Genomic DNA, 24,742 nt, shown 5'->3' on the forward strand with positions numbered 1-24,742 from the left:
AAATTTTCTCATAAGCTAATTAATTTAAAATGTCATTCATATCACATTGTTATAACGATAGGAAGGAGAGCCTTTTGACTCTCCTTCACCTTGTTTCGATATTACTTGATTACGAACTTCCTCGTTATCCGATCATTGCCATTGATGGCAGTGATGATATAAGATCCTTTGGAAAAACTCATCAAACGGCTCTCATTCAAATCGGTCACCTCAAAAGCATCCAATACCGTACCGTTGAATCCTACGATATAGCAACGATAGCCTTCCAGATTATTCAAATGCAGATAGCCGGCGTAATAATAGATACGGGCCTCACCCGCACCTATCGTCTCATTGCTGACCGTCCCGGAAGAGGTAGAGAACGGTTCACTATAGAATGTGCCTACCACCTCTTTCTTTCCGTCTTTCTCTTTAACAGCCGTAATTTTCACGATATAATCAGAATCTTCATCCAAATCCCGCAAGGATATAGCGATCTTATCCGGAGTACCTAAACGCAGATCGCTTCGCAAGCTGGTGAGGATATTCCCGTCCGCATCCATCGTGTAAACACCAAACAATACGGGAACCTCATTCACATATTTGTATACGGAGACCTCATAGAAGGTAGCCTCTGGCACTTTCGGGAAGGTCAGCGTAGCCGTGGAATCAGCGGCCTCAACCACAGGTTTATCCAAGTCTGGGTCGGTTACCGTAACCTCGCAAGTGGCCGTATAACCACCGTCATCCGTTGTTACGGTTATCGTAACGACACCGGCAATTCCGGCGGTAACCGTACCATCGTCGGCTACAGAAGCAACAGTAATATCCGAGCTACTCCATGACACGGATTTATTTTCCGCATTTGAAGGAGTGACAATCGCAGCTAAAACAGCCGTCTCGCCCTTATCTAAAGACAAAGAAGAAGCATTTAAAGAAACCCCTGTAACTGAAGAGGAAGGAGCCTCCGTAACCGGAACTACCGTGACATCACAATAGGCAGGAATATCTCCGTAATTCGTATATACCCAAATGCGAGTAGAACCTCCTGAAATAGCGATCACTACACCGTCCACAACGGTAGCGATCTCCTTATTATCACTTTTCCAATAAACTGTTTGATCCACTTCTTCCGGATTCTCTACGGTTGGTTTTACTTTAACTGTCGGAGTTAACGTTATCGTACGACCTAGTTCTATCGTAGCTTGATTCTTATTCAACGTTACAGTATCTATATCACATACGACATGGACTAAACAAGAATCGACAAACTTGCCATTTTCCATATTCGCATAGACCCAAGTAGAGCCCGCCTTTTCTCCACGAATACGTCCATCATAATAAATATATAATATATCTTCATCAGCGGCCGTTATATCGGGCATTGTCTGAGATGCGTCATCAGGCGCATAAATCCATTCTAAGCGACCAGACTTCGAGATATCGATTGTCATCTCATGCTGTTTTAATTCAAAAGATTCCACATGGATTGAATCAACGATTATTACGCAAGTATCGGTTATTCCTCCGTATTTTGAAGTAACGACGACATTTGATTTACCCGGACGAACGAAAGAAACCTTGCCATCGCTAGACACGCGCACGGGGCTCATACTGGTAGACTTCCATGTCAGTTCTTGGAATGTAGCATCCCCCGGATTAATAGTTGCGGTCAATTGAGCGAAAGTGTTCGGTTTCTGGCAAATCGTATCTTTATCCAATTGGATGCTCGTTACAGGAATCTCAACCGCAACTTTACAAGTCGCTTTTACATCCGCACCACTTAACGGAGACACCGTAATGATTGCCTCACCATATTTTTTTGCGGTCAATACACCATTCTTATCAACCGTAACAACATCCGGCGTATCAGAAACATACTTCATTGGTACGGCACCTATCGAATCTGGTGTTGTCGTTATCGTCAATTGCTGCGTGTTACCCGGTTTCATAGAAACAAATGTCAAATCCAATTTAACCGCATCCGGCCATTGTACACAATTCACTTTACATTCCGCAGTTTTCGATCCATCCTCCGTAGTCACCGTAATGGTAGCTTCACCTGCTTTAATAGCCGTAATTAAGCCTTTCTCTGAAACCGTGACAATATCCTCATTCGAAGATTTCCAACTAACAACCGTATTTGTAGGCTTAGCAGGTATAAACGTAGGTTTCAACGTATAAGTATGTTGCTTTCCATTCGAATTCGTATTTAGGGATATTGATTCCGGTAAACTCACGGATTGAATATTGGCTAGAACCTTGATAACACAGCTATCCATCTTGGATGAATCTGCGCTCATAACCTTAATAACTGCTAGTCCATCCGCAAAAGCCGTAACCAATCCCTTATTATTCACATGAGCGACCTTTGTGTTCGAGGAGTTCCAAAGCAATTCAGGTAGAACCGCTCCTTCAGGATGTAATTTAACTTTTAACTGGAGTGTACCATCACGCTGTACACGGGTCGTATCACTCTCAACATCTAAAGTCAAACTTTGGACTGAAAGAGAAACATTTACAAGACAAGTGTCCTTCTCATTACCTGCTGACACGATAATTTTGGCAGTACCTTGAGCAACAGCGGTTATCTCTCCATTCGCCACACTCGCCACATTGCTGTTCGAAGAAGTCCATACGGCAGAAACACCTTCGGGAACAGTCACCTTTAATGTGGATTTTTCACCCACATTCAGAGATAACTCATGCTTATCTAAATAAACTGCTTTTCCTTTCACCGTCACTTTCAAATCCTTTGTGACAATCTTTCCATTCGAATCGAAATTAACGGAGACGGTAGCTTCTCCTGTTTGATCCGGCTTCAATGTTAGAGTCAGATTATCACCTAAGATAGATGCAGATAACAGACTCTCATTCGATACTGATTTAACGGATTTATAGATAGCTTCAGCTATATTGTCTTTATCCGTAGCCATATCTTTTAAAGATACAGTTATAGGCGCATCATTAATACCAGCCTCTATCGAAGTAAAATCTTTAACAACCGGAGCCTCATTATCAGGGAAGATATGCATGGCAGGGAACCAATAGCTGGGTTCTAGCGGATAACACCCTAATTGACGGCCAGTTTTAGCATCTACAACATATTGCCAATAGTTTATAGAGCCAAAATTCTCAAAAGCGGAAATATACAATTTGTCATCTGGACTTACACGTAAACCGGCACCCACATACAATACGCGTCCCTTCTCCGGAATGGTATAAAATGGTTTATCCATAGAAGAAGGATTACCGATCTCATAACGATAAATCTCATTACCACTGCTAAAACCACCTCCCTTTGTCCAATAAATAGCATTTTCTTGCGTACTTGCACAAAGAACACCCGCAGTCCAAGCATACCATGAATCCGGTATAGTCAAGCCATCGGGTAATGATAGATAAGTTTCTTCCAAAGTCTCCGGATCAATACATAACAGGCGTGATCCAGCACCTACCCAAACACTGCCATCCTTACTTTGTGTCAAAGTACTGAAACTTCCTTCTATCAATTTGATAATCTCATGTTTTAGAGGATCTATCACCAAAACGCCTTTACTTTGCTGAACCGCAAACACATATGTTTTTGTCCGGACCATCATTCCTACTTGACCATTATAAAGTCCCCCGGAATTTGAGGCACCTTTCAATTGATCTCCAACCGTCAAATTCTTTATATCAAACAAAAAAATACCGTTTGAAGCGCCAATATAGCCAACAGAGTCATTCACGCCTAAAAAAGCACGTCCATCGCCTCCGCCTATATCCGTAAATTGAGCTTTCACTTTCATTGTCTTGGCATCCACTACATTCAAGCGACCTCCTTCAATACTGGCTCCACCATCCTTTGGCTGTTTAGAAGTAATAAACATATTATCTCCAAAAATAGTACCAAACTGAGATGTACAACCTAATTCTTTACCAGGGTTTGCTGTCTGGAAAATCTTATAAGCGAAATCACCAGAAGAAGTCATAAAATTAATAGTACTGTTGTTATGACCAAACCAGTCCTCGTTCAAAATAAAGACTCCCTGTGTATAATCTACGTTTTCACTTGAACGTAGTAGCGTGACTCGGCTTTGCGAAGCCGGAAGTTCAGGTAATTGCAGTTTCTGCTTCTCTATCGGATTCAGCCCCCGCGAACCGGTTTGCCCCACAGCCGAAAAGGCCGATAGTAAGCAAACCATACTTAAGTAAAGTGTTCTTTTCATGTAAATGAATTTAATTATTAATTAATACGGAATTTAAAGACCTTCCGGTCTCCATCCTTTTCTCCTGTCAACAGATAATTCCCGGAGGGAAGCGATATAGGATAAAGTTCGTGGGGAACTCGAGCTATAAAGGTTCTCAATATTTTTCCTTCCATTGTCATTAAATAAAAATGATATCCATCCAAATGCTCCAAAGACAATGTCCCATTTTGATAAATTACCCGACTACCACTTGCGGATAAATATTCATTACTTACTGGATTCGATATTTTTTCTACTGTATAGGTATCTATTATATCCAATCCATTCAGCACCTGTATCTCTATCGTATAAACACCGTCTATGTCTAAATTTTTCAATGGAACCAAAATTTTCCCAGAAGAGCCTTGTAAGCTCACCGCTCTTAATTCTGTGATTATATTACCTTCGGCATCGATTACATAAGTAGCGATTCTTTTATGACCACTATCCTCATTTCTATAAACACGAACTTCATAAGAGGTGGCTTCCTCTACTTTCGGAAAAGTTAAAACAGCATCAAGACCATTGAAATCTATTTCCGGAATAACAACTTCCGTTATCGTTACCTCGCAAACAGCGGTATATCCGCCATCTACCGATTGGGCTGTTATTTTCACCACACCGGGCTTGACACCTGTTACGACCCCATCTTCTACGGTTGCTATGCCTGTATCGGAACTACTCCAAGTAACCTGCTTATTATCAGCGTTTACAGGAGAGATACCAGCTACAAGGGTTGCGTTTGCTCCTGCTTGTAAACGCAAAGAAGACTTATTGAGAGAAATGGATGTTACGTGTATCACTGGGATCTCGGGTTCATCCCCTCCACCTCCAGAAGGTATTGTCGCAGCGACAAAGACATCCCCGGGCTGAGTTCCTTCTGATGTATTCATATTCCCATTCCAACTCCACACATCCCAACAACCATCCGTTAATACACGGCTTGTCGCACCTAAACCAGAATAACTAAAATTCGAGGTTTGACTACTTCTCACAAAATAACTCCAATAACCATAATACCAACCGGCTTGCCAATGAATGCCATTGCTACAACTCCAATAGTCATAGTCATAAGATGGATATCCATATCTTTCCGCATTTATCGGGTGATAAATAACTCCTGTTTGAACCCCTTGCCGAATGGCGGCCGCAACATCCTCTGCCGGATGCTCAGGGTGAGAAGTTTGTCCCAACAGCGGATTTGTGATAGGAGGTTCAAATTTAAACGCATTTTTAGGCTCAGACTTCGCTCCCTCTAGATCATAAGAAATATTAAGTATACTCTCACCATACCCGATTCCATCGATCGTATATCCCATCCAGCCGGTGTATTGGGTGAGCAATACCAATCGCGGATCTGCTTGAGCAATCGCCACGATCATATCATGTCCGGTAGCCTCGCCATCCCAGCGATATCCCCAAACCATGGCATCCGGGCGATTCCCATCATGCCATTCAATCACTAAAGCGGCTTTATTGCTACCATTACCAACCCAATATTGGATGTCATCGAAAGTAAAACTGGCATCAGCTCTTAATTGAGACTCCTGCTTTGTTGAGATATTCCTTGCGAAAGGATGCGGTTGACCTTGAACCAATACCTGCGCATAGGCTCCCACTACGTAAAAAGCCATTACAAAGAAAAAAGATAAAAACTTTCTCATAAGCATAATATTAATGTAAAACTCCAAAAAACAAATACACTGAATGATATAAAAGGACATGGCTTTAACAGGCTAACACAAAATAAATCGTCCATAGTTCCCCACGAACTACGGCATAACTTACCCTATCCAAATTACCTCTTTAGAGCAATGTTCTTTGTATTCCATATTTGAATCATACGCTAAACCCCGGTAGCGTAAAATCGCGGCGGTTATCCGGCATTGGCAGGTCTTCTGACTTACTCCACTTTAGAACTTCCTTCCCGTTCCTTCCGGAAACAGTGGCAATGAGTTGATGTCTAAAGCTTTTTTGGAGCTTACAGCAGCGGGACTGTCCAGGTTTCTCACCTGATTCCCTTTTAATCGCCGTACCCTGAATAAAGTAGGCGAACCAATACGTTGGCAAATTTATAAAAAACAATTCAAATTATCGACAAATTCACAAAATGCTTTCTTCCCCCAACCATCACTGATCATTCATGGGTATTCGCGACCCTCAAAATACATATTTGTAGGTATTGCCGAGACTAATAAGATATCGGATATTTGCTTTCGTTATCAAACTATAAAAACAAATAGAAATGAAGACTATAGGAATATTCTACGGCTCGTCTACAGGAACGACGGAAGGGATCGCGAAACGTATCGCGGAGAAGCTGGGTGTGGAAGACAAAGATATTCATGACGTATCTAACGCTTCTCCCGCTGATGTGGCGCCTTATGAAATCTTGTTATTAGGCTGTTCCACTTGGGGCGCCGGAGATTTGCAAGATGATTGGGATAGTTATCTAGGGAAACTGAAAAAGCTGGACTTAAGTGAGAAAACCGTCGCATTATTCGGTTGCGGAGACTCAGCCTCTTTTAGCGACACTTTCTGTGACGCCATCGGCACGATCTATTCCGACCTGCGAAATACAGGTTGCAAATTCATTGGCGCTGTAGATGCTTCGGGATATTCATTTGACAGTTCCACCGCCTGCATAAACGGTATGTTCGTCGGACTTCCTCTGGATGAAATGAACGAGGACGATCAAACGGAAGGGCGGATCGACCAGTGGTTGGCATCTATAAGGAAAGAAGGAATTGAATAGACGCACACTTTTACATACATAACTGTTTAACCTTAATATTGCAACGTTTGCGTATTCAACTAGATTGGTTTAGATTTATGAAGAGGTATGTGGCTCAAACATACCTCTTTCTTTTCATCTCAGTTTCCTGAATTGTTTCTTTATCCAAAAATAATAGCCGGTTATCGCGAAGATCGTCCCCAACAAGGAAACTAAGCAAGTCAATATACGGGTAGTCATTCCCCCCCACGAGCCGACGTGTACGGAATAAATCCATCCTCTTATCTTCCCCGATTTCGGGAGATCTTTATATAATTGGACTTCCGTAATCTCACCCGTTGCAGGATCAAAGGAGTAACGGTCGCTTCCTCTTGTATTTCCATAACGGGCCGTAGAAACCGTAGCGGAGCCATCTTGGATCGTGATTGAGTTAAAGTCCGGATAATGGCTTTTCAATGCCGATAACACCTCAGCCCATTGTGTGTAATCCGTCTTTTTCTTCGCAGGTTTCCTCGCGCCGGAAGAAGCTGGAGCATGATGCGCTTGAGGCGGGTTTGCACTAATACCGAAGACACTATAAAAGGCATTTCGATACCAGCCAAACGACCATGTTAATCCGGTTAACGCTAAGATAAGCAGGAGCGATGCCGCATAGAATCCCCCGGAGACATGTAAATCATAGAAGAAACGGAACCAACCAGCCTTGGTCTTTACTTTCAACCGGTTTCTCAATACTTTTTTATTACGGGGATACCAGATAACAATTCCACTCATAATAATAATCGCCAAGACCAAAGTCGCATAGCCAACTATTGATTTTCCCCAAGAAAAACTTCCATCCCGTTTATACTCATCAAGTAACCAACGATGAAGACGCATCATTTTCAGGAAAAAACCTTGTCCGTCATCCATCCCGGTCACCTCCCCGGTGTAGGGATCAATAAAACCCGCGGCCTTTTTCCCCGGTAATACCAGTTGATAAGTTCGTCTCGGGTCAGACGATACCCGAATACCGTTTATTCGAACCGAATCGGGTAATTGTTGGCGCGCCGATTCTATCAAGGCGGCAGGCGAGAGAGGTTCCCCTTTTACTTCCTTTACAAAATAACGGGAAGGGTAGCCTAATTCTAATATCTCTGTCTCAAAGACGAGAATCGCCCCGGTCAGGCAGACAATCGCAATAATAATGCCAAAAGGTATCGATAGCCATAAATGTACTTTCGCAAAGAATTTTCTCATTTTCCGAATAATTGTTTAATCCCGTCATATATACCCGGAACCGCTACCGTTCCATGGTTCTCGTCGGGAAATGATTTACTAAAGAAACGCAGGTTCTCCGCTTGCGGTAAAAGCTCCGAAAGAAGATAACTCACTTTGTCAAGATGAATGTCCACCCGGTCCGTCCTTTTTTTAGACGCGACACCGATATACAGGCTTTTCCCTTTAAAATCCCGGCCTGCAACCAAAGCCTCCGCCTCCCGGACCAACCGCCCCTGATCCCACCACAAACTAGGGTCGACCGCTAGATAGGTATCAAATAATTCCGTATGACGAAGAAACGTATTCAAGGTGAAAAGCCCCGCATACGAATGACCGATAAGCATATTCCAGCCGTTCGTGCGATAGGCACTATCGATAGCAGGGCGAAGTTCTTCCGTAAGAAACTTACTGAAAGCCTCACTTCCCCCTCCTTGCGGAATCGCATCTATGGAGATTTTACCATCCCGTCCGGCGGCTGAAGCGGTAGGCGTAAAATCACGTGTCCGATCCGTATTTAATACCCCGACAATAATACAGGGAGGTAGATATTTACCTCTACCGGATGCCAACGTTTTCCTTATGCCTACCAGCGAATGAAAGAAAGAATCTCCATCTAGCAGGTAAACAACCGGATAGCGTTGTTTCGTATCCATATTATAATGCTCCGGCAGGTGTATCCAATAACTCCGGTCTTCTTGCAATACGGTAGAGTACAAAACCAGTTCCTTTCCTATACAAATATCCTCCTGGCTCCGCAGGGTTAGCGGGAGCAGGAGGAATATTAAAAGAATGTGAGTCCGACTCATACTTGCTTATTACTCTTGAGCGGCAGTCAATTTACCTACACCACTGATTTGCTCTGCCTCAACGGTAAGACCTTTTGTTGCGGTAGCTGTCTTCGGATCGATACGATACACGGCAGGTTGACTTCCATCGGTAGTCGTAACCGCCATATAAGCGATACCATCCTCCGAGAACGGAGTATTGCCAAATCCGGAAATAACATCCGTGGAAGGCAGCCCCTTCACGTAAGTAAGACTCTTATCCTCTCCTTTATAAATAGCCAACTCTTTCGCGGCGAATCCGGATTCAGTCAACGGACGATCATACATCAACAACAAGAAATAATCTTCCGTGATATGCCAACAACGCAAGAATGCCTTACCACCCGTCTGTGCCTCCAAATTACAATAATAATCAGGATCAAACCCCTCCGCGTTAGCCTTAATACGAACTACACCGGCCGGCAAAGTCGTTTTCTGTACCTCCGCGGTCATCGTCTTGGCATAGCTGGGCGAGAACACATACACATCGCCGTTGTCTGCCGTCCAAATGGTCTGGTAGTATTGAGAACGGTTACGTCCGCAAGCATAACTGATCTTATCCGTCTTTATCAGTTTCGGGTTCTCGAATTTCTCGTTCGCATAAATAGCGACCCAAGCCTCGTTCGGATATTGCGTCCATTGCAATTCCCCTTTTTCGTAAGCGCCACTACCGCTTCCTCCGGATTCAGTCTTTACCAGCTCCGGGTATTTAACATATTTACCTCCCTCCGCTTTCACGCCGTACTTACTCAATCCCATCGGGATAGCCGCGGAATAGATCCGGCCGTTCGCTTGGAGAATACCCGCTAACGTAACAAACTCGCCATTTCCCAAATAATTCTCCGACAAGATCGTATTCGTGTTTGTCGTAAACGTCTCTTTGGCCACATCCAGATAAGAGAGCAAGAAACCTTTAGGCAGATAACCATTCTCGTCCGCATATTCCTCACCCAGATCACCGGTAGAAGATGTAATGATATAGTCACCGTAGATACCATAAGAAGTAAACCGCTTGATCTCGTAAGTATTATCACGCTCCTTAACCTTGCCTTCCGTATTCAGTACGTATGAAGAAGTAACACCGGCATTTCCTTGATTGTAAACCAAACGATACAAATATTTATCCTTATAGAAGATCCATTGCGTACCGCTTTCCGTAGTGAGTCCGTTGTTTTTAGCGGAGATAGAGCCATCACCCAGCGTATCGGCTGTCAACAAGTAATTCGCGTCACCGACAGAAGCGGCAACTACATAGCTCGAAACCGCCTCCGAGGTCGATCCTCCGCCATTTCCATTCCCGTTGCCTCCGTTATCCGGGTTTACAGGATCGTCGTCACTACAAGAAGTAAATACCCCCCCAACCAATAACGCGGCGGCAAGACCTGTCATTAAATAATTCTTCTTCATGTTGTTTTAATCTATTATGTTTTGAATTAATTATTGATAAATAAAAGATAGTCACACTTTAAATTAATTACCGAAATAAACCCTCACCTTACCATAGAAAGCCCTGCCAGCCTTCTGCAAGCTGAAGTTATCGTATAATTTCTCGTTCGTGAGATTCCTGCACTCGAAAGAGATATTGTAACGCCCGTTCTGTATACCATAAGAGAGTGTCAGGTTATGCGAGAATTGAGTTGGTACCACAAATTCGGATTCACTGCCTACTGCCTCCGAATACAGCGGGAAACTATGCATATATAAATTATCGTAAGTGACACTTAGCGTATTGCCTTTCTTCCACAAATTACGCCAGTAGAAGGTCACATCCGAGTTGGCAAACTGATAAGGAAGATTCGGCATACGTGCGCCATATGTCAAGCTCTCTTGGTTCGTCCCGCTGGTAACCGTCTTCACGTTATCCCTTACATTCATCTGCGTAAAGTTTCCTCCTACGCTTACCCAGTTAGCGAAACCGTAGCGAACCGAGATATTGTAACCCTTGGTCTCTACACGACCATGATTCACATAGGTAGCGCCATATTTACCGCCGCTCAAATCCGATATATTCCGTTGGATATAATCTTTCGTATTTCGGTAGATCAATCCGCCTTCCACATATACGGAATGCTTACCGAATGTCTCGTTGTAGCTTAAATTCAGATTCACGTTATCGCTGTTCTCCGGTCTCAAGGAAATATCGCCGGTCTCAAGGTCCTCATCGCCAAACATCTCCTCATTGGTCGGCAGGCGATAGGCTTTCTCATAGGACAATTTCGCTTGCAAGCTTTTCAAGATAAAGTAAGTTCCCGCGGCCCCATATCCCATCGCGCTTACCGAATTGGTCGTACGTATATAGTCATCTTGAGCCGAGGAAGTAGCGACAGGCCCCGCGATAAACTGGTTGTAATATTTACCGAACACAGACAAGTTCCAATGTTCCGTCGGCATCAAGCGATACGAAAGACCGCTGATATTTTTACGGGTTTCCTTCGGGATAGCGTTCGCTTCCGAGTCCTCGTTCAAAAGAGACTGATTCGAACGCCGGAACGCGTTGATCACGTGATTGAACGTGAACGTATGCGCCTTACCGATACGGTAGTTAGCTGTTAAGGTTCCGTTCCAGTTATTATTATCCGACCGGGTGTTCTGATAAGATTGCTCACCGGGCATCCGGAGCGGACGCATCTCGCCACGCCAATTATATTCATAGGAAGAGGTATCTACATTGTTCGTCATGTTCTTATTATAATTCGCCGTCAATACCACATCCAAGCCCCTAACGAAGAAATCACGCTTGCGATAGTCCAACGACGGCATGATCGAGTATCCCTTCCGATATTTGCCGCCAAACACCACTTCTTGGCGTACGCCCGTCTGTATATCTTTATACATATGTGAATAGGTAAACCCAAACATCAAACGATCCGCCCATTTCTTATCCACGAAACCTATTTTCCCGATAACAGCCTCGTTATGATACGTATCATGAAAACGCTTCACATGCTCGATCTTTTTCTTATTGATCGCTCCGGTCGTAAAGTCCTTCACCGGAGTATCCACATAGTAATTATTATCCGAATAATTATGGAAAACGTTGATCTCATACGTGAGTCCGCTCCGGAAAGTTTGTCCGAAGTTCACATAAGATTTATGCGTATTGAAAGACCCGTATGAATAAGAAGCATCCAAAAACCATTTGTTCCGGTTCTTCTTGGTGATGATATTGATAACACCTCCGATAGCGTCTGTTCCGAAACCCACCGGTACCACACCCTTATAGACCTCTATACGCTCGGCATAATTCACCGGAATGTTATTCAGTCCGAAAGAACTGCCGACACCTTCTTGCGGAACCCCATCGATAAAGATCTTGATATGCTTGCCGGTAAATCCATCCATCATCAGTTGCATATCCGAGCCGACACCGCCGGACTCCCGGATCTTCATTCCGGGCGCTTGAGCCAAGGCTTCACTCAAGTTCTGGGTTGAATTTTGCAAGGCTTTCGTATCGAGGGCCACGGCATTGAACGCAGAACGCTTGAGCCGGGTCACGCCATTAGAAACGACAACCACCTCATCCAACTCCGTAGCTTGAGGGCTGATTACCACATTCATCTTCGTCCGTTCCCCACGCATCAGTTTCACGGGTTTCTCTACCGTCTTATATCCGATAGCCGATACTACTAATGTATATTCTCCCGCGGGAGCTTGAAGATGATAGATACCTTCCTCATTCGTAGTCCCGCCGTAATTCGTACCTTTTAGATAAACGGTAGCGAAATCCACGGTTGTTTTTTCCGTGGACAGGACTTTACCCGATATCATTGTTTTATGTTGAGAAAAAGCCGAGATGGAAATAAGCAACAGTAAAAAGGAGAGGAAAAGCCCTCTGATTTTCTTCATCATCATTTAATCAATTATGTTATTTAAAACGTTGCAAAGTTACGATCAGAGACTACAGCCCCACAATACCTAAGAATGGGTAAAATCACATTAAAAATCCACGGAGGTATACCAAACAATCCCCTTATTCAGGTAATTGGATGTATGGAGTAAGTTCGTAAAATTGAGTTATGTCAAATTTTAAATCTATTTAAACCCAATCGCAAGTTTTTGAGAGACATTTTCTTAATAAACTTCAAAAAGGTTAACTATATTTGCGAGAAACAGATGTTTAATTTTAATTCTTTATCACCATGACAGACAGAAGAACATTTTTGAGAAACATTTCATTACTTACTTTAGGGGGCATAGCCAGCCAAAAAGTAATGGCTTCAAATCCCACCAGATCCATACCCGCCACGGATGCGATATCCTCGGCAACCGCCGGGAAAAAGATGGGATTGCAAACCTATTCGCTCGGACAGGAGTTACTGCAAGATATGCCTAACGGATTGAACCGATTGGCAAAAGCGGGATATACCGATCTGGAGATTTTCGGATATAGGGAAGACACTGGTAAATTCGGTGATTATAATCCTAAAAATACGACATTCATCGCCTCCAAGGATTATAAGAAAATGGTGGATGATGCCGGTTTGAGAATCAGTAGCTCACACCTGACCCCTTCTCTTCGTGAGTACACGAAAGAGAATATGCCCAAATTCGACGAGTTCTGGAAAAAGGCAACCGATATCCATGCCGAGCTAGGTGTTAGTTGTATGGTACAACCGAGTTTACCCCGTATCGAAAACGAGGATGACGCCAAAGTAGTATCGGAGATCTTCAACCGTGCCGGAGAGATCACGAAGAAAGCCGGAATCCTATGGGGTTACCATAATCATAGCAATGAGTTCAAACGGGTATTGAAAGCCGGCGAGAAACCGGAACAGAACCCGAATCCGTGGGCACCTCCTAAAGGTACTTATATCGAGGAGTTATTCCTAAAAAATACCGATCCGGATAAGGTTATGTTCGAGTTGGATGTATATTGGGCCGTTATGGGGCAGCAAGATCCCGTGGAATGGATGGAGAATTATCCGAATCGTTTTAAGTTATTGCACATCAAGGATCGTTGGATCATCGGTGATTCCGGTATGATGAATTTCCCGAATATATTCAAAAAAGCGTACGAGATCGGTATCCTCGGCTACTACGTGGAACTGGAAGGCGACAAGAAAGGCCGTACTCAGTTCGAGGGTGTAGAGAAGAGCGCCGCCTATTTGCAAGCCGCTCCGTTCGTTAAATAAAACATCCCGATTTATCCCATAAAAAAGGCAGTGTTTCCGCAGGGCGATCATACGCTTGGGAACACTGTCTTTTTGTTTATTTTGCCTTCAAAAAAACACGTACGTCTTTTTTCGGAAACACGTACGTGTTTTTCACGAAACACGTACATGTTTTTTCAAAGGGCATTACATGATTAAAAGCTCATCTTTACACCGGCAAAATAACTTCTCGGGCTAGCCGGGCCATAGATATAGGAGGAATCCCGGTTCTTACCTTGATCAAAGTCGGATTGGTAAGCGTTGAACAGATTCTGCACGCCTCCATTTACTTCTAGTTTCAGCTCTTTGTAAAGCGGGAACTCATACGCAAGCTTGATATTCATATCAAAGAAATCCGGAGTCTCCACCGCCTTATCCAAAGGTATATATCCCGCCAAGTGCTGCACCAACATACTTCCCGTATAAGTTCCCGACAGGGAAGCCGTGAAACGTTTGATAGGCGTAAGGGTAGCCGTAAAATAACCATAGGTATCCGGCGTACGGAACATCCTTGTCTCGGCTGGTACATTCTCGTCATCGCTCCATTTCTCGGCCTCTTTATAACGGCTTCGCTGGAAAGTAGCGCCCGCTTGCAAAGATAGCCATGAAGTTAGCACCGACTTCCCTTCCAAGGTTAATCCCATCACTTTCGCCCCGGAACCGTTACGACGTTCCTTAATCAGATTGCCTTGCTCATCTTTCCCGATATCTTCCAAGACAAACACATCACTTAAGCTGGTGTAAAAACCTTCCACCAAGAAGTTCAACTGGATACCATTCTTAAAACGATGGTAAAAATCGACCGAAGCACTCAAGCTCCGCGATTTCTCCTCGGATAAATCTTTCGCACGTTGGATCATAGCGACCTCTCCGCCGACCGCCGAGATATGCATATCCTCATCGAACGCTTGCGGGGCACGGAAACCACTGGAATAACTAGCCCGGATATTGATATCTTCCGTCGGGTTAAAACGGATATTCGCACGAGGGCTGAATATTATATGATCCATCATATTATGTTTATCCAAACGACCGCCAATCAAGAAGCTCCATCGCTTATTTTTCCACTCATTCTGCAAAAATGCGCTCTCGATATGCACCTTCTGATTCGTAAAGCGATTATACCCGATCATCTCGTCTTTCAAATGATCGAAACTATACTCCAAACCGGCAGTCAAATCCGATGGCATAAATAAGAATTTATCAAAACTATAAGCATATTGCGTACCGGCCATAACCGTCAGGTCCGTAGTCTTGCCGTAAGCGTTCGGATCTTGATTCGTCCCGTAATAACTATCCCGGTCTGTATTCTGGGCAGAAGTGAAAACACTCCATTTATGTTTGTAATCCTTGGAGAAAAGATCGAATTTCAGACCTCCTCCATCAATCGAATGCTCCAACTGTTCGGCGATATCCGCTTCATGAGGTGGACGATCCAACAGATTTCCTCCCCTGCGGTATTCATTCATATGATGATACTCGAATGTCAATTTACTATAAGTACTCGTTTTCAGGTACGAACGGAAACCAACCGTTTGATTCTTCAATTTAGGCAACTCCGTAAAACCATCTCCATCCTGATCAAAACCGGAACGATGACGGTTCTGGCCAAAAAGATATAAGCCCGCTTTCCCATTTTCCGATACCAAAGAGGCATTTAGGGTCGTATTATTATCGAAAGCGGATGTCCCACCGATCGAGGTTAACGTATGCGACAATTCCCCGGAATTTCTCAAGGGCTCCTTCGTGATGATATTAATTGTCCCGGCGATAGCGGACGAGCCGAACAGTGCCGATCCCCCTCCTCGCATCACCTCTACCCGCTCGATCATATTCGCCGGTATTTGCTCAAGCCCATATACGCCGGATAAAGCGCTGAATATGGGACGTGAATCAATCAGTATTTGGGTATAAGGTCCGTCTAATCCATTGATCCGGACTTGCTGGAAACCGCAATTCTGGCAATTCGTCTCTACCCGTACACCCGGTTGGAAATTTAGTCCCTGTGCCAAATTCACCGCATTAGTCGTAGTAAAAACCTTCGCATCCAATACATTCACTAATGTGGGAGCCAACCGGCGGGAAGTTTCCGCACGATTCGCAGATACCACCACGCCATCCAAGGCGATCTGGTCTTCTTCCAGTTCTACATTAATCTCTAAGGTTTTTCCTTTCTTTAGGGTCACTTCTTTAGAGACAGTCTTATACCCGAGCGCTTTATATTCTAGCGTAAATTTACCTTCCGGCAGATTCTTCAGGAAATAATGTCCCGAGTTATCGGTGGTCGTACCGATCGTGGTACCTTTTAACAATACGTTGATAAAGGGAAGATGTTCCCCTGTTTTCTTATCCAATACATGTCCGAAAACATTTGCGTCTGAGTCGTTTAGACGGTTCTCTCCCATGGCCTGAGCTACCGTTAGGGCACAGCACAGGCATAGTATAAAGATGAAAAATTTATTCATTTTAATTTATTCTGATAAGTAATACAATGTTATTAATCTCACAATATCAGAATATGGGAGGAGCACGAAGCGTACGTCTTCCCCGGAAGGGAACGATATAGTCCGGATAGACCGGAGCGAAAGATAAGTTACGGATAAAGGAATAAAAAGCCGCCAGCAGAATAGCGACGAAAGCCGCACCTGTTATCTGCAAGACAGATAACTGATGAAGCAACTGAAACTCGGCGTAGCCATGTTCATGGTCCGGACGACCATCGTCCGTTTTATGAAACGGGTGAGAATGGACGATCGTTACCCCGTTGACAATATGAACGTGAGTAAACGCAATAATACATCCCAAATAGGCTATGAACAGCGCAGGGAGTAATATCCTCAGATATTTTCTTAATCTATCCATCTCTTTTCTCTCGATCGCAAATATAGTAATATAACCGATAAAAAAGATACGCTGTTCAAAAATTACCTATTTGTAGGTACTTTCCTCAATCAAGTACGCCACGTACCCGATCTTCAAAGGCCGAAAGGGCCGCTTTGGCTCCTTCTCCCATAGAAATAATGATTTGCTTAAAGGGTACGGTGGAAACGTCGCCCGCTGCATAAATACCCGGGACATTCGTCCGGCAATGTGCGTCAATCACGATCTCACCGGGACGATTTGTTTCGACAATCTCCTTAAAGACACCACTATTAGCGGCTAAGCCGATTTGAACAAAAATACCGTCTAAATGAATAACACGCTCTTCCCCTGTCTTACGATCCTTTGTACGGATACCGGTTACCTTGTCGCCATTTCCAACCACCTCGGTTGTTTGTGAACTAACAAAGATCTCGACATTCGGCAAACTCTTCGCTTTCTCTTGCAAGACTTGATCCGCTTTTAACTCATCCATAAACTCCAAAACGGTTACTTTCGAACAGATCCCCGCCAAATCAATAGCCGCCTCGATACCGGAATTTCCACCGCCAACCACGGCAACATGTTTTCCCTTATAAAACGGACCGTCGCAATGAGGACAAAAAGCCACTCCACGCCCTATATACTCTGCCTCACCCGGTACATTCAATTTACGCCAGCTAGCGCCCGTAGCGACAATAACCGCCGGAGCCTTGAATATCTCACCTCCAGCCGTAGATAAAACCTTCTCGTTTCCTTCTATCGTTACCTTCTCTATACGACGATGCTCCAGCAGGTCAATCGGATATTGCCGCATATGCAAGCGCAGATTGTCAGCCAACTGGGTACCTGTTGTCTCCGGAACTGAAATCAGATTCTCAATTCCTACCGTCTCCTTCACCTGCCCGCCGATACGCTCCGCCACGACAGCGACACTCAGCCCCTTTCGTGCGGAATAAATAGCGGCAGAAGCACCAGCCGGACCCCCACCGACCACAACCACGTCATATCGTTTTACCGTCTTCTCCGTTAGGCTCTCATTGATTCCATACTGAGCTTCCAGCTTCGATAACAATTCTCCGAATTCCCCACGTCCTACATGGATCAGTTTTCCATCCGCAAAGACAGAGGGGACGCCTTGTATCTTCAAGGCATCAACTTCCGCTTGATTGATAGCCCCATCTACCATCTCATGATGGATCTGAGGATTTAAAGTCGTCATAGCGTTTAATGCCTGTACCACATCCGGGCAATTCGTACAAGTCAAAGAGACATAGGTCGTCAGATGTATCGGGCCATTCAAGGCTTTAACACGATTACAAATGCTCTCGTCCGGAAAATTCTTGCCTTTCCCATCTGAATTCAAGATCGCCAACAGTAAGGAAGTAAACTCGTGTCCATTAGGTACTCCACGAAACTTAATCCCCGTTTTCGCTCCATCCTTTAACAAAATGAATTCCAATCCCTCCCCATCAGATACTTGCATAGATATTTTATCCGAACAAGAGGCAACATCACCTAATAAATCCAACAATTCCTGTCTACTTTCATACGCAGGAGAGATCGATATATCAAAGGTATAATTCGCATTTAACCCTGCGAATATACCTTTCAATTGTTCTTTTAATGTTGATTCTAACACGATCTATACTCTTAATTATTTAGATTTTCCCTACCAAGTCAATGCTAGGTTTCAAGGTAGCCTCCCCTTTCTTCCATTTAGCGGGACAAACCTCACCATCATGTGAAGCGACAAACTGAGCGGCTTCAACTTTACGAAGTAACTCGGAAGCGTCACGACCGATATTGTTATCATGAATCTCGGCCACTTTGATCTTTCCTTCCGGATTTACCAAGAAAGTGCCACGGTATGCCATACCCTCTTCCTCAATCATCACACCAAACGCACGACTCAGTGCTCCAGTGGGATCCGCCAACATCGGATATTGGATCTTACGGATAGTCTCGGAAGCGTCATGCCAAGCTTTATGTACAAAATGAGAGTCTGTACTTACAGAGTAAATTTCTACTCCCATTGATTTAAACTGCTCATACTTCTCAGCCATATCGACCAACTCTGTTGGACAAACAAATGTAAAATCGGCCGGGTAGAAGAAAAAGATAGCCCACTTACCCAAGACGTCCTCGTTGGTTACAGTCTTGAAATTACCATTTTGAAAAGCTTGTACTTTAAACTCCGGAAGTTGAGAATTAATAATCGGTTCCATACTTGTTCCTATTTTTAAATGAATACTATTTGTTTTTATTTCCGATACAAAAATATAACATATTTATTCATTAAAACAATTTTTCTAATCGATATATTTTATGAGGTTATAGATAATACTTTATCAATCAATAAAAAGGGCCTATCCTCACGGATAAGCCCTTCAATATCTTGGGTTTTGGATTACTACATAATTAGCGATTATAATTTACTTTATATACTTAATTGATTCTTTTGTATCCGTATACGGCACGGTCTCCCAATTCCTCCTCGATACGAAGCAGCTGGTTATATTTAGCCATACGGTCCGAACGACTTAATGATCCCGTCTTGATCTGTCCGCTATTGGTAGCGACAGCGATATCGGCGATCGTAGCGTCTTCCGTCTCACCGGAACGGTGTGAAGTAACGGTCGTGTATCCATGACGGTGAGCCATCTCGATAGCGTTCAGTGTCTCCGTCAAGGAACCGATCTGATTTACCTTGATCAAGATTGAGTTACCGCAACCTTCTTTAATACCCCTTGAAAGGAACTCTACATTTGTCACGAACAAATCATCTCCGACTAATTGGCAATGGTTACCAATACGATCTGTCAGTTTCTTCCAACCAGCCCAATCATTCTCACTCATACCATCCTCAATGGAATCGATCGGGTATTCGTTGATCAGCTTTTCCAGATAATCCACTTGTTCGTCGGAAGTACGTTTCACTCCTTTTTCTCCTTCAAACTTCGTGTAATCGTAGATTCCATCCTTATAAAACTCAGAAGAAGCGCAATCCATACCGATCATCACATCCTTGCCCGGTTCATAACCAGCCGCCTTGATAGCGGCGATAATTGAGTTCAAGGCATCTTCCGTACCTTCCAAATTCGGGGCGAAACCACCCTCATCACCAACAGCGGTACTTAACCCACGATCGTGCAATACCTTTTTCAACGCATGGAATACCTCAGCGCCCATACGTAAGCCTTCCTTGAAAGAAGCGGCACCTACCGGACGAATCATAAACTCTTGGAAAGCGATCGGAGCGTCGCTATGCGAACCGCCATTGATTATATTCATCATCGGAACAGGCATCACGTAGGTATTCGTTCCACCAATATATCTATATAAAGGAATATCCAAATAATTTGCGGCAGCTTTCGCTACAGCTAAAGAAACGCCAAGGATAGCGTTCGCACCTAGTTTCGATTTAGTTTTCGTACCGTCCAAAGCCAACATCGCATGATCGATACCTATCTGATCCAAGGCAGACATCCCCTTCAATGCCGGAGCGATAATCGTATTGATATTCTCAACCGCTTTCAATACGCCTTTACCACCATAACGCTTCTTATCGCCATCACGCAACTCCAAAGCCTCGTTCTCGCCGGTGGACGCACCGGAAGGCACAGACGCACGGCCCATAACGCCGGACTCTAGTAAAATATCAACCTCTACTGTCGGGTTACCTCTTGAATCTAGGATCTCACGTCCTGTAATCTTTTCTATTTTCATTGCTTCTACGTTTTTTAAACTGACGCAAATATAGATGGATTACTTGAACCGTGAAATCACCACAAATTGCTATTTTCACCTCAATAATACCTGAATGTAGGTAGAGACTACAACACTCCCGCCCGCACCCGGCTCAAAGATTCGGGTGTCATCAATAAATACGAGGCGATATGATTGACAGAAGCACGTTTCGCTGCTTCCGGATATTCCTGTTGAAAACGCAGATAACGTTTTCTTGCCGACTCAAAACGCCAAGAGTCCGCTTTCTCTTGCGAAAGCATCAAAGCCCACTCCAGTATTTTCTGGTACAATCTATTAATAGCTAAAGATGTTTTCAATAAATCGCTAAATTCCGAAAAAGAGATCCGGTGATAAACCGTCGGTTCCAATGCCTCGATTAATAAACGCGTCGGTTCTCTTTGGAATGTGCTGGCTATACAAATAACGATATTTCCCTCACAGGAGAAATGCTCGGTAATATCACGTTTATTCTTATAGTAAAACTGGCGTAATAATCCCGATTCCACATAATATAAATATTTAGATATTTGTCCGTTATCCAACAATAATTCTCCTTTCGCAGCCTTACTTGATTCTATGATCGAGGCCAGAGAATCCAAATCCGCATCGGGTAATGGATAAAAACGTTTGGATATCATTTCGGCTATTTCTTGTGGTGTCTTCATACTATTCATCATTTTCTGATCTATATCATTTTTTATCTCCTTACAAAAATAGATATTTGTTGCATATAACAAAACAAACACATATTAAATAGTCAAGGTTAGTCTAGGCAAAAAATTATTACTATCGTTTAAAAGCTAATCGGATTAGATTGTTTTCCCTGATTAGCTGTTGCATAATCGCAAGGCTTGATCGAGAGATCAGGCCTTGTTATTTTCTGGTTTGTAGCGAGAGAATATCGCTTTCGCATTATCTAAACGTTCTTTTGATAAGGGTTCCACCCCCTTTAACGGATAATCGAGACCTAATTGCTCATATTTATAGGTTCCCATCGTATGATAAGGCAATAATTCCACTTTGCGAACCACTTTATATGAACTGACATACCGAGCTAACGCCTCCAGCCACTCGTCATTATCCGTATATCCGGGGACAATAACATGGCGAATCCAAGTATCTATGCCACGTCTCTCCAATTCATCCAAGAACAGAAGCGTATTATCCTGCTTGACACCCGCCAGTAACGGATGTAAATCCGGGTTTAAGGTTTTGATGTCCAATAACACTAAGTCCGCATAATCCAAGACTTCCCAAGCTTTTGAGGTACATACGAAACCAGATGTGTCCAAAGCTGTGTGAAGACCTTGCTCTTGGCACAAACGGAAAAACTCTTTCAGAAACTCAGGTTGCAATAAAGGTTCCCCACCGGTAACAGTCACCCCCCCACGGGCGATAAAACTCTTATACCGTAAGACTTCCGTCAATAGCTCGCCGGGAGTCATCTGATATTTCACCTTCCCTTTCGGGTTCCAAGTATCCGGGTTATGGCAATACAGGCAACGCAACGGGCAGCCCTGCATAAAAACGACAAAGCGAATTCCGGGACCATCTACGGTCCCGAAACTCTCTAATGAATGTATCTTACCTTTTATCACTTACAGTGAATGGTTAATGGTTCTTGAAATAACATCCAACTGTTGTTCACGAGTCAGTTTCACGAAGTTTACCGCATATCCGGATACACGGATCGTAAGTTGCGGATATTTCTCAGGATGTTCCATAGCGTCGATCAACAAATCCTTATCAAATACGTTAACATTCAGATGCTGACCTCCATCCGGAGTAAAATAGCCATCCAATAAGCTAACCAGATTATTGATCTGCACTTCACGCTCCTTTCCCAACGTAGCCGGAGAAACAGCGAAAGTATAAGAGATACCGTCGTGCGCATGCTGGAATGGAAGCTTCGCTACCGAAGCTAGCGCAGCGATAGCACCTTTCGTATCACGACCGTTCATAGGGTTCGCGCCCGGAGCGAAAGGAGTTCCACCGATACGGCCATCCGGTGTCGTACCAGTCTTCTTACCATATACCACATTAGAGGTGATCGTAAGGATGGACTGCGTAGGTTTCGCATGGCGATAGGTCTCGTGCTGACGCAAATATTCCATGAACTTCTCGGTGATCTCTACAGCGATACTATCCGTACGATCGTCGTTATTACCGAAAGGAACATATTCGCCCTCACGTTCGAAATCAACCGCCAAGCCACGCTCGTCACGGATCACACGTACTTTCGTATCACGGATAGCAGCCAACGAATCGGCAACGATAGAAAGACCGGCGATACCTGTCGCACGGATACGCTCTACATCTCCATCGTGAAGCGACATCTCGAATGCCTCATATGCGTATTTATCATGCATATAATGGATTATCTTCAAGGCGTTCACATACACTTTCGCCAACCAGCGCATCATTTGCTCATACTTAGCCATCACCTCATCGTATTCCAGATACTCGCCGCGAACCGGCTCGAACATCGGGGCTACCTGTACGCCGCTGCGCTCATCCCGTCCTCCGTTGATCGCATATAATAAACATTTCGCCAAATTCGCACGGGCTCCGAAGAACTGCATCTGCTTACCGATCTTCATAGGAGAAACGCAACAAGCGATACCATAATCATCTCCATAATCCGGACGCATCAAATCGTCGTTCTCATATTGGATAGCCGATGTATCGATAGAGACCTTGGCACAGAAGCGTTTCCAGTTCTCGGGAGCGTTCTTAAACCACAGAACTGTCAAATTGGGTTCTGGTGCCGGACCTAGATTATATAATGTATGGAGATAACGATAGGAAGTTCTTGTTACCAAAGAACGGCCATCCACTCCTTGGCCGCCCAAGGACTCTGTTACCCAAACCGGATCACCGGAGAACAAATCATTGTATTCCGGCGTACGTAAGAAACGAACGATACGCAACTTGATGATCAGCTGGTCTACCAATTCTTGCGCCTCCTCTTCGGTCAACTTACCCTCACGGATGTCTTTCTCGATATAAATATCCAAAAACGTAGAAGTACGTCCGATAGACATCGCCGCGCCATCTTGGTCTTTTACCGCCGCCAGATAAGCTAAGTACACAAACTGAACCGCCTCACGAGCGTTTTGTGCCGGACGAGTCACATCAAAGCCATAGCTAGCGCACATTTTCTCGAACGCTTTCAAAGCCTTGATCTGTTCGGAAATCTCCTCACGGCTCTGGATGATCTCTTCCGTGATCTCTTGGATATCCAAACGATTCAAGAAACGCTTTTTCTCCTCGATCAAGATTGCCGTACCATATAAAGCGACACGACGATAGTCACCAATAATACGTCCTCTACCATACGCGTCGGGCAGACCGGTGATAATAGCCGAACGACGTGCGGCAATCATCTCTTCCGTATATGCGGAGAAAACGCCCTCGTTATGAGTTTTACGGTACTTCGTGAAGATCTCTTTCGTCATCGGGTCCAAATGATAACCATAAGCTTCCAAGCTATTCTCGACCATACGGATACCGCCCTTCGGGAAGATACCACGTTTCAGCGGAGCATCGGTTTGTAACCCAACGATAACCTCATTCTCCTTATCAATATAGCCCGGGCCATATACATCGATCCCTTGAGGTAATTTTGTCTCGGCGTCATAAACTCCCTTTTCCCTCTCGACCTTAAACATCTCGGTCAGCTTGTTCCAGACCTTACGGGTCTTCTCGGAAGAAGCGACTAAAAAGGAATCATCCCCTTCATAAGGCGTATAGTTACTCTGGATAAAATCTCTTACATTGATCTCTCTTTTCCAGGTCTCACCCTTAAAGTGATCCCAGCACTCATTCTCAAATTTCATAAACAATCTTATCTAATACCACATTTTTACCGCCGCAAAGGTAGGAGAATTATCGTCATATTTCTGTCACATATGCTACACCAGTTCTAAAATCCCTATAAATTGCGATAAAAAA

General features: G+C 44.0%; 16 protein-coding genes and 1 riboswitch. Of the genes, 2 read left to right on the forward strand and 14 right to left on the reverse strand.

All coding sequences use genetic code 11. From position 1 onward, the window contains the following. Nucleotides 1–101 precede the first annotated feature (101 nt). Nucleotides 102–4,190: a DUF5074 domain-containing protein gene (locus DW033_RS09225; RefSeq protein WP_122382686.1), complete on the reverse strand. Its 4,089-nt coding sequence runs from the start codon at nucleotides 4,188–4,190 to the stop codon at nucleotides 102–104. Nucleotides 4,191–4,207: 17 nt separating this feature from the next. Beyond that, nucleotides 4,208–5,875: an Ig-like domain-containing protein gene (locus tag DW033_RS09230; protein WP_227713918.1), complete on the reverse strand. Its 1,668-nt coding sequence runs from the start codon at nucleotides 5,873–5,875 to the stop codon at nucleotides 4,208–4,210. A 206-nt stretch (nucleotides 5,876–6,081) separates the two neighbouring features. Continuing rightward, nucleotides 6,082–6,286: riboswitch (cobalamin riboswitch) on the reverse strand. Between the two features lie 170 nt (nucleotides 6,287–6,456). Between DW033_RS09230 and fldA the strand changes: the two genes are divergently transcribed. Further along, nucleotides 6,457–6,966 (forward strand): flavodoxin FldA, encoded by a 510-nt coding sequence (gene fldA, locus DW033_RS09235; protein WP_005859688.1) that lies wholly within the window; start codon nucleotides 6,457–6,459, stop codon nucleotides 6,964–6,966. Nucleotides 6,967–7,080: 114 nt separating this feature from the next. Here fldA and DW033_RS09240 read toward each other — a convergent pair whose 3' ends face one another. From DW033_RS09240 to DW033_RS09255, 4 genes are all read right to left on the reverse strand, one after another. Then, nucleotides 7,081–8,184 carry a PepSY domain-containing protein gene (locus tag DW033_RS09240; protein ID WP_122143881.1) on the reverse strand — a complete coding sequence of 368 codons (1,104 nt, stop codon included), beginning with the start codon at nucleotides 8,182–8,184 and terminating at the stop codon, nucleotides 7,081–7,083. Then, complete coding sequence (locus DW033_RS09245) at nucleotides 8,181–9,011, reverse strand: alpha/beta hydrolase (RefSeq protein ID WP_005867407.1); 831 nt, start codon at nucleotides 9,009–9,011, stop codon at nucleotides 8,181–8,183. The genes DW033_RS09240 and DW033_RS09245 overlap by 4 nt, the downstream gene beginning before the upstream one ends. Before the next feature lie 9 nt (nucleotides 9,012–9,020). Beyond that, nucleotides 9,021–10,436, reverse strand: a complete 1,416-nt coding sequence (locus DW033_RS09250; RefSeq protein WP_005867406.1) for a DUF4374 domain-containing protein — start codon at nucleotides 10,434–10,436, stop codon at nucleotides 9,021–9,023. A gap of 63 nt (nucleotides 10,437–10,499) precedes the next feature. Then, a complete protein-coding gene (locus DW033_RS09255; protein WP_008779143.1) occupies nucleotides 10,500–12,881 on the reverse strand; it encodes a TonB-dependent receptor in 2,382 nt (793 codons plus the stop codon). 287 nt (nucleotides 12,882–13,168) lie between these two features. Here DW033_RS09255 and DW033_RS09260 point away from each other — a divergent pair, with 287 nt between their 5' ends. After that, on the forward strand, nucleotides 13,169–14,161 hold the full coding sequence (locus DW033_RS09260; protein ID WP_005859698.1) for a sugar phosphate isomerase/epimerase: 993 nt from the start codon (nucleotides 13,169–13,171) through the stop codon (nucleotides 14,159–14,161). 173 nt (nucleotides 14,162–14,334) lie between these two features. Here DW033_RS09260 and DW033_RS09265 read toward each other — a convergent pair whose 3' ends face one another. The 8 genes from DW033_RS09265 to pflB form a co-directional block, all read right to left on the reverse strand. Beyond that, nucleotides 14,335–16,644 carry a TonB-dependent receptor gene (locus DW033_RS09265; protein WP_009016824.1) on the reverse strand — a complete coding sequence of 770 codons (2,310 nt, stop codon included), beginning with the start codon at nucleotides 16,642–16,644 and terminating at the stop codon, nucleotides 14,335–14,337. Nucleotides 16,645–16,690: 46 nt separating this feature from the next. Next, on the reverse strand, nucleotides 16,691–17,041 hold the full coding sequence (locus DW033_RS09270) for a hypothetical protein (protein WP_009016823.1): 351 nt from the start codon (nucleotides 17,039–17,041) through the stop codon (nucleotides 16,691–16,693). An 85-nt stretch (nucleotides 17,042–17,126) separates the two neighbouring features. Then, on the reverse strand, nucleotides 17,127–18,680 hold the full coding sequence (ahpF, locus tag DW033_RS09275) for an alkyl hydroperoxide reductase subunit F (protein WP_005867401.1): 1,554 nt from the start codon (nucleotides 18,678–18,680) through the stop codon (nucleotides 17,127–17,129). A gap of 19 nt (nucleotides 18,681–18,699) precedes the next feature. Continuing rightward, complete coding sequence (gene ahpC / locus DW033_RS09280) at nucleotides 18,700–19,266, reverse strand: alkyl hydroperoxide reductase subunit C (RefSeq protein ID WP_005867400.1); 567 nt, start codon at nucleotides 19,264–19,266, stop codon at nucleotides 18,700–18,702. 220 nt (nucleotides 19,267–19,486) lie between these two features. Next, entirely contained in the window at nucleotides 19,487–20,767 is a 1,281-nt protein-coding gene (gene eno, locus DW033_RS09285; protein WP_005867398.1) for a phosphopyruvate hydratase, read from the reverse strand. A 107-nt stretch (nucleotides 20,768–20,874) separates the two neighbouring features. After that, nucleotides 20,875–21,465 carry a Crp/Fnr family transcriptional regulator gene (locus tag DW033_RS09290; protein WP_008777750.1) on the reverse strand — a complete coding sequence of 197 codons (591 nt, stop codon included), beginning with the start codon at nucleotides 21,463–21,465 and terminating at the stop codon, nucleotides 20,875–20,877. Between the two features lie 186 nt (nucleotides 21,466–21,651). Then, complete coding sequence (pflA, locus tag DW033_RS09295) at nucleotides 21,652–22,386, reverse strand: pyruvate formate-lyase-activating protein (RefSeq protein WP_005867396.1); 735 nt, start codon at nucleotides 22,384–22,386, stop codon at nucleotides 21,652–21,654. Further along, nucleotides 22,387–24,627: a formate C-acetyltransferase gene (pflB, locus tag DW033_RS09300; RefSeq protein ID WP_008772883.1), complete on the reverse strand. Its 2,241-nt coding sequence runs from the start codon at nucleotides 24,625–24,627 to the stop codon at nucleotides 22,387–22,389. It lies immediately after the preceding gene. Nucleotides 24,628–24,742 lie beyond the last annotated feature (115 nt).

It is taken from the genome of Parabacteroides sp. AF39-10AC, assembly GCF_003635405.1.
In the GTDB taxonomy this organism is placed as follows: domain Bacteria; phylum Bacteroidota; class Bacteroidia; order Bacteroidales; family Tannerellaceae; genus Parabacteroides; species Parabacteroides distasonis.

What these genes read in the sequence shown, in the direction of transcription:
- DW033_RS09255 (WP_008779143.1), bottom strand. Translation starts at nt 12,881, where the DNA reads ATGATGATGAAGAAAATCAGAGGGCTTTTCCTCTCCTTTTTACTGTTG.
- eno (WP_005867398.1), bottom strand. Translation starts at nt 20,767, where the DNA reads ATGAAAATAGAAAAGATTACAGGACGTGAGATCCTAGATTCAAGAGGT.
- DW033_RS09260 (WP_005859698.1), top strand. Translation starts at nt 13,169, where the DNA reads ATGACAGACAGAAGAACATTTTTGAGAAACATTTCATTACTTACTTTA.
- DW033_RS09250 (WP_005867406.1), bottom strand. Translation starts at nt 10,436, where the DNA reads ATGAAGAAGAATTATTTAATGACAGGTCTTGCCGCCGCGTTATTGGTT.
- DW033_RS09290 (WP_008777750.1), bottom strand. Translation starts at nt 21,465, where the DNA reads ATGATGAATAGTATGAAGACACCACAAGAAATAGCCGAAATGATATCC.
- DW033_RS09225 (WP_122382686.1), bottom strand. Translation starts at nt 4,190, where the DNA reads ATGAAAAGAACACTTTACTTAAGTATGGTTTGCTTACTATCGGCCTTT.
- DW033_RS09245 (WP_005867407.1), bottom strand. Translation starts at nt 9,011, where the DNA reads ATGAGTCGGACTCACATTCTTTTAATATTCCTCCTGCTCCCGCTAACC.
- pflB (WP_008772883.1), bottom strand. Translation starts at nt 24,627, where the DNA reads ATGAAATTTGAGAATGAGTGCTGGGATCACTTTAAGGGTGAGACCTGG.
- DW033_RS09230 (WP_227713918.1), bottom strand. Translation starts at nt 5,875, where the DNA reads ATGAGAAAGTTTTTATCTTTTTTCTTTGTAATGGCTTTTTACGTAGTG.
- DW033_RS09265 (WP_009016824.1), bottom strand. Translation starts at nt 16,644, where the DNA reads ATGAATAAATTTTTCATCTTTATACTATGCCTGTGCTGTGCCCTAACG.
- fldA (WP_005859688.1), top strand. Translation starts at nt 6,457, where the DNA reads ATGAAGACTATAGGAATATTCTACGGCTCGTCTACAGGAACGACGGAA.
- ahpC (WP_005867400.1), bottom strand. Translation starts at nt 19,266, where the DNA reads ATGGAACCGATTATTAATTCTCAACTTCCGGAGTTTAAAGTACAAGCT.
- DW033_RS09270 (WP_009016823.1), bottom strand. Translation starts at nt 17,041, where the DNA reads ATGGATAGATTAAGAAAATATCTGAGGATATTACTCCCTGCGCTGTTC.
- DW033_RS09240 (WP_122143881.1), bottom strand. Translation starts at nt 8,184, where the DNA reads ATGAGAAAATTCTTTGCGAAAGTACATTTATGGCTATCGATACCTTTT.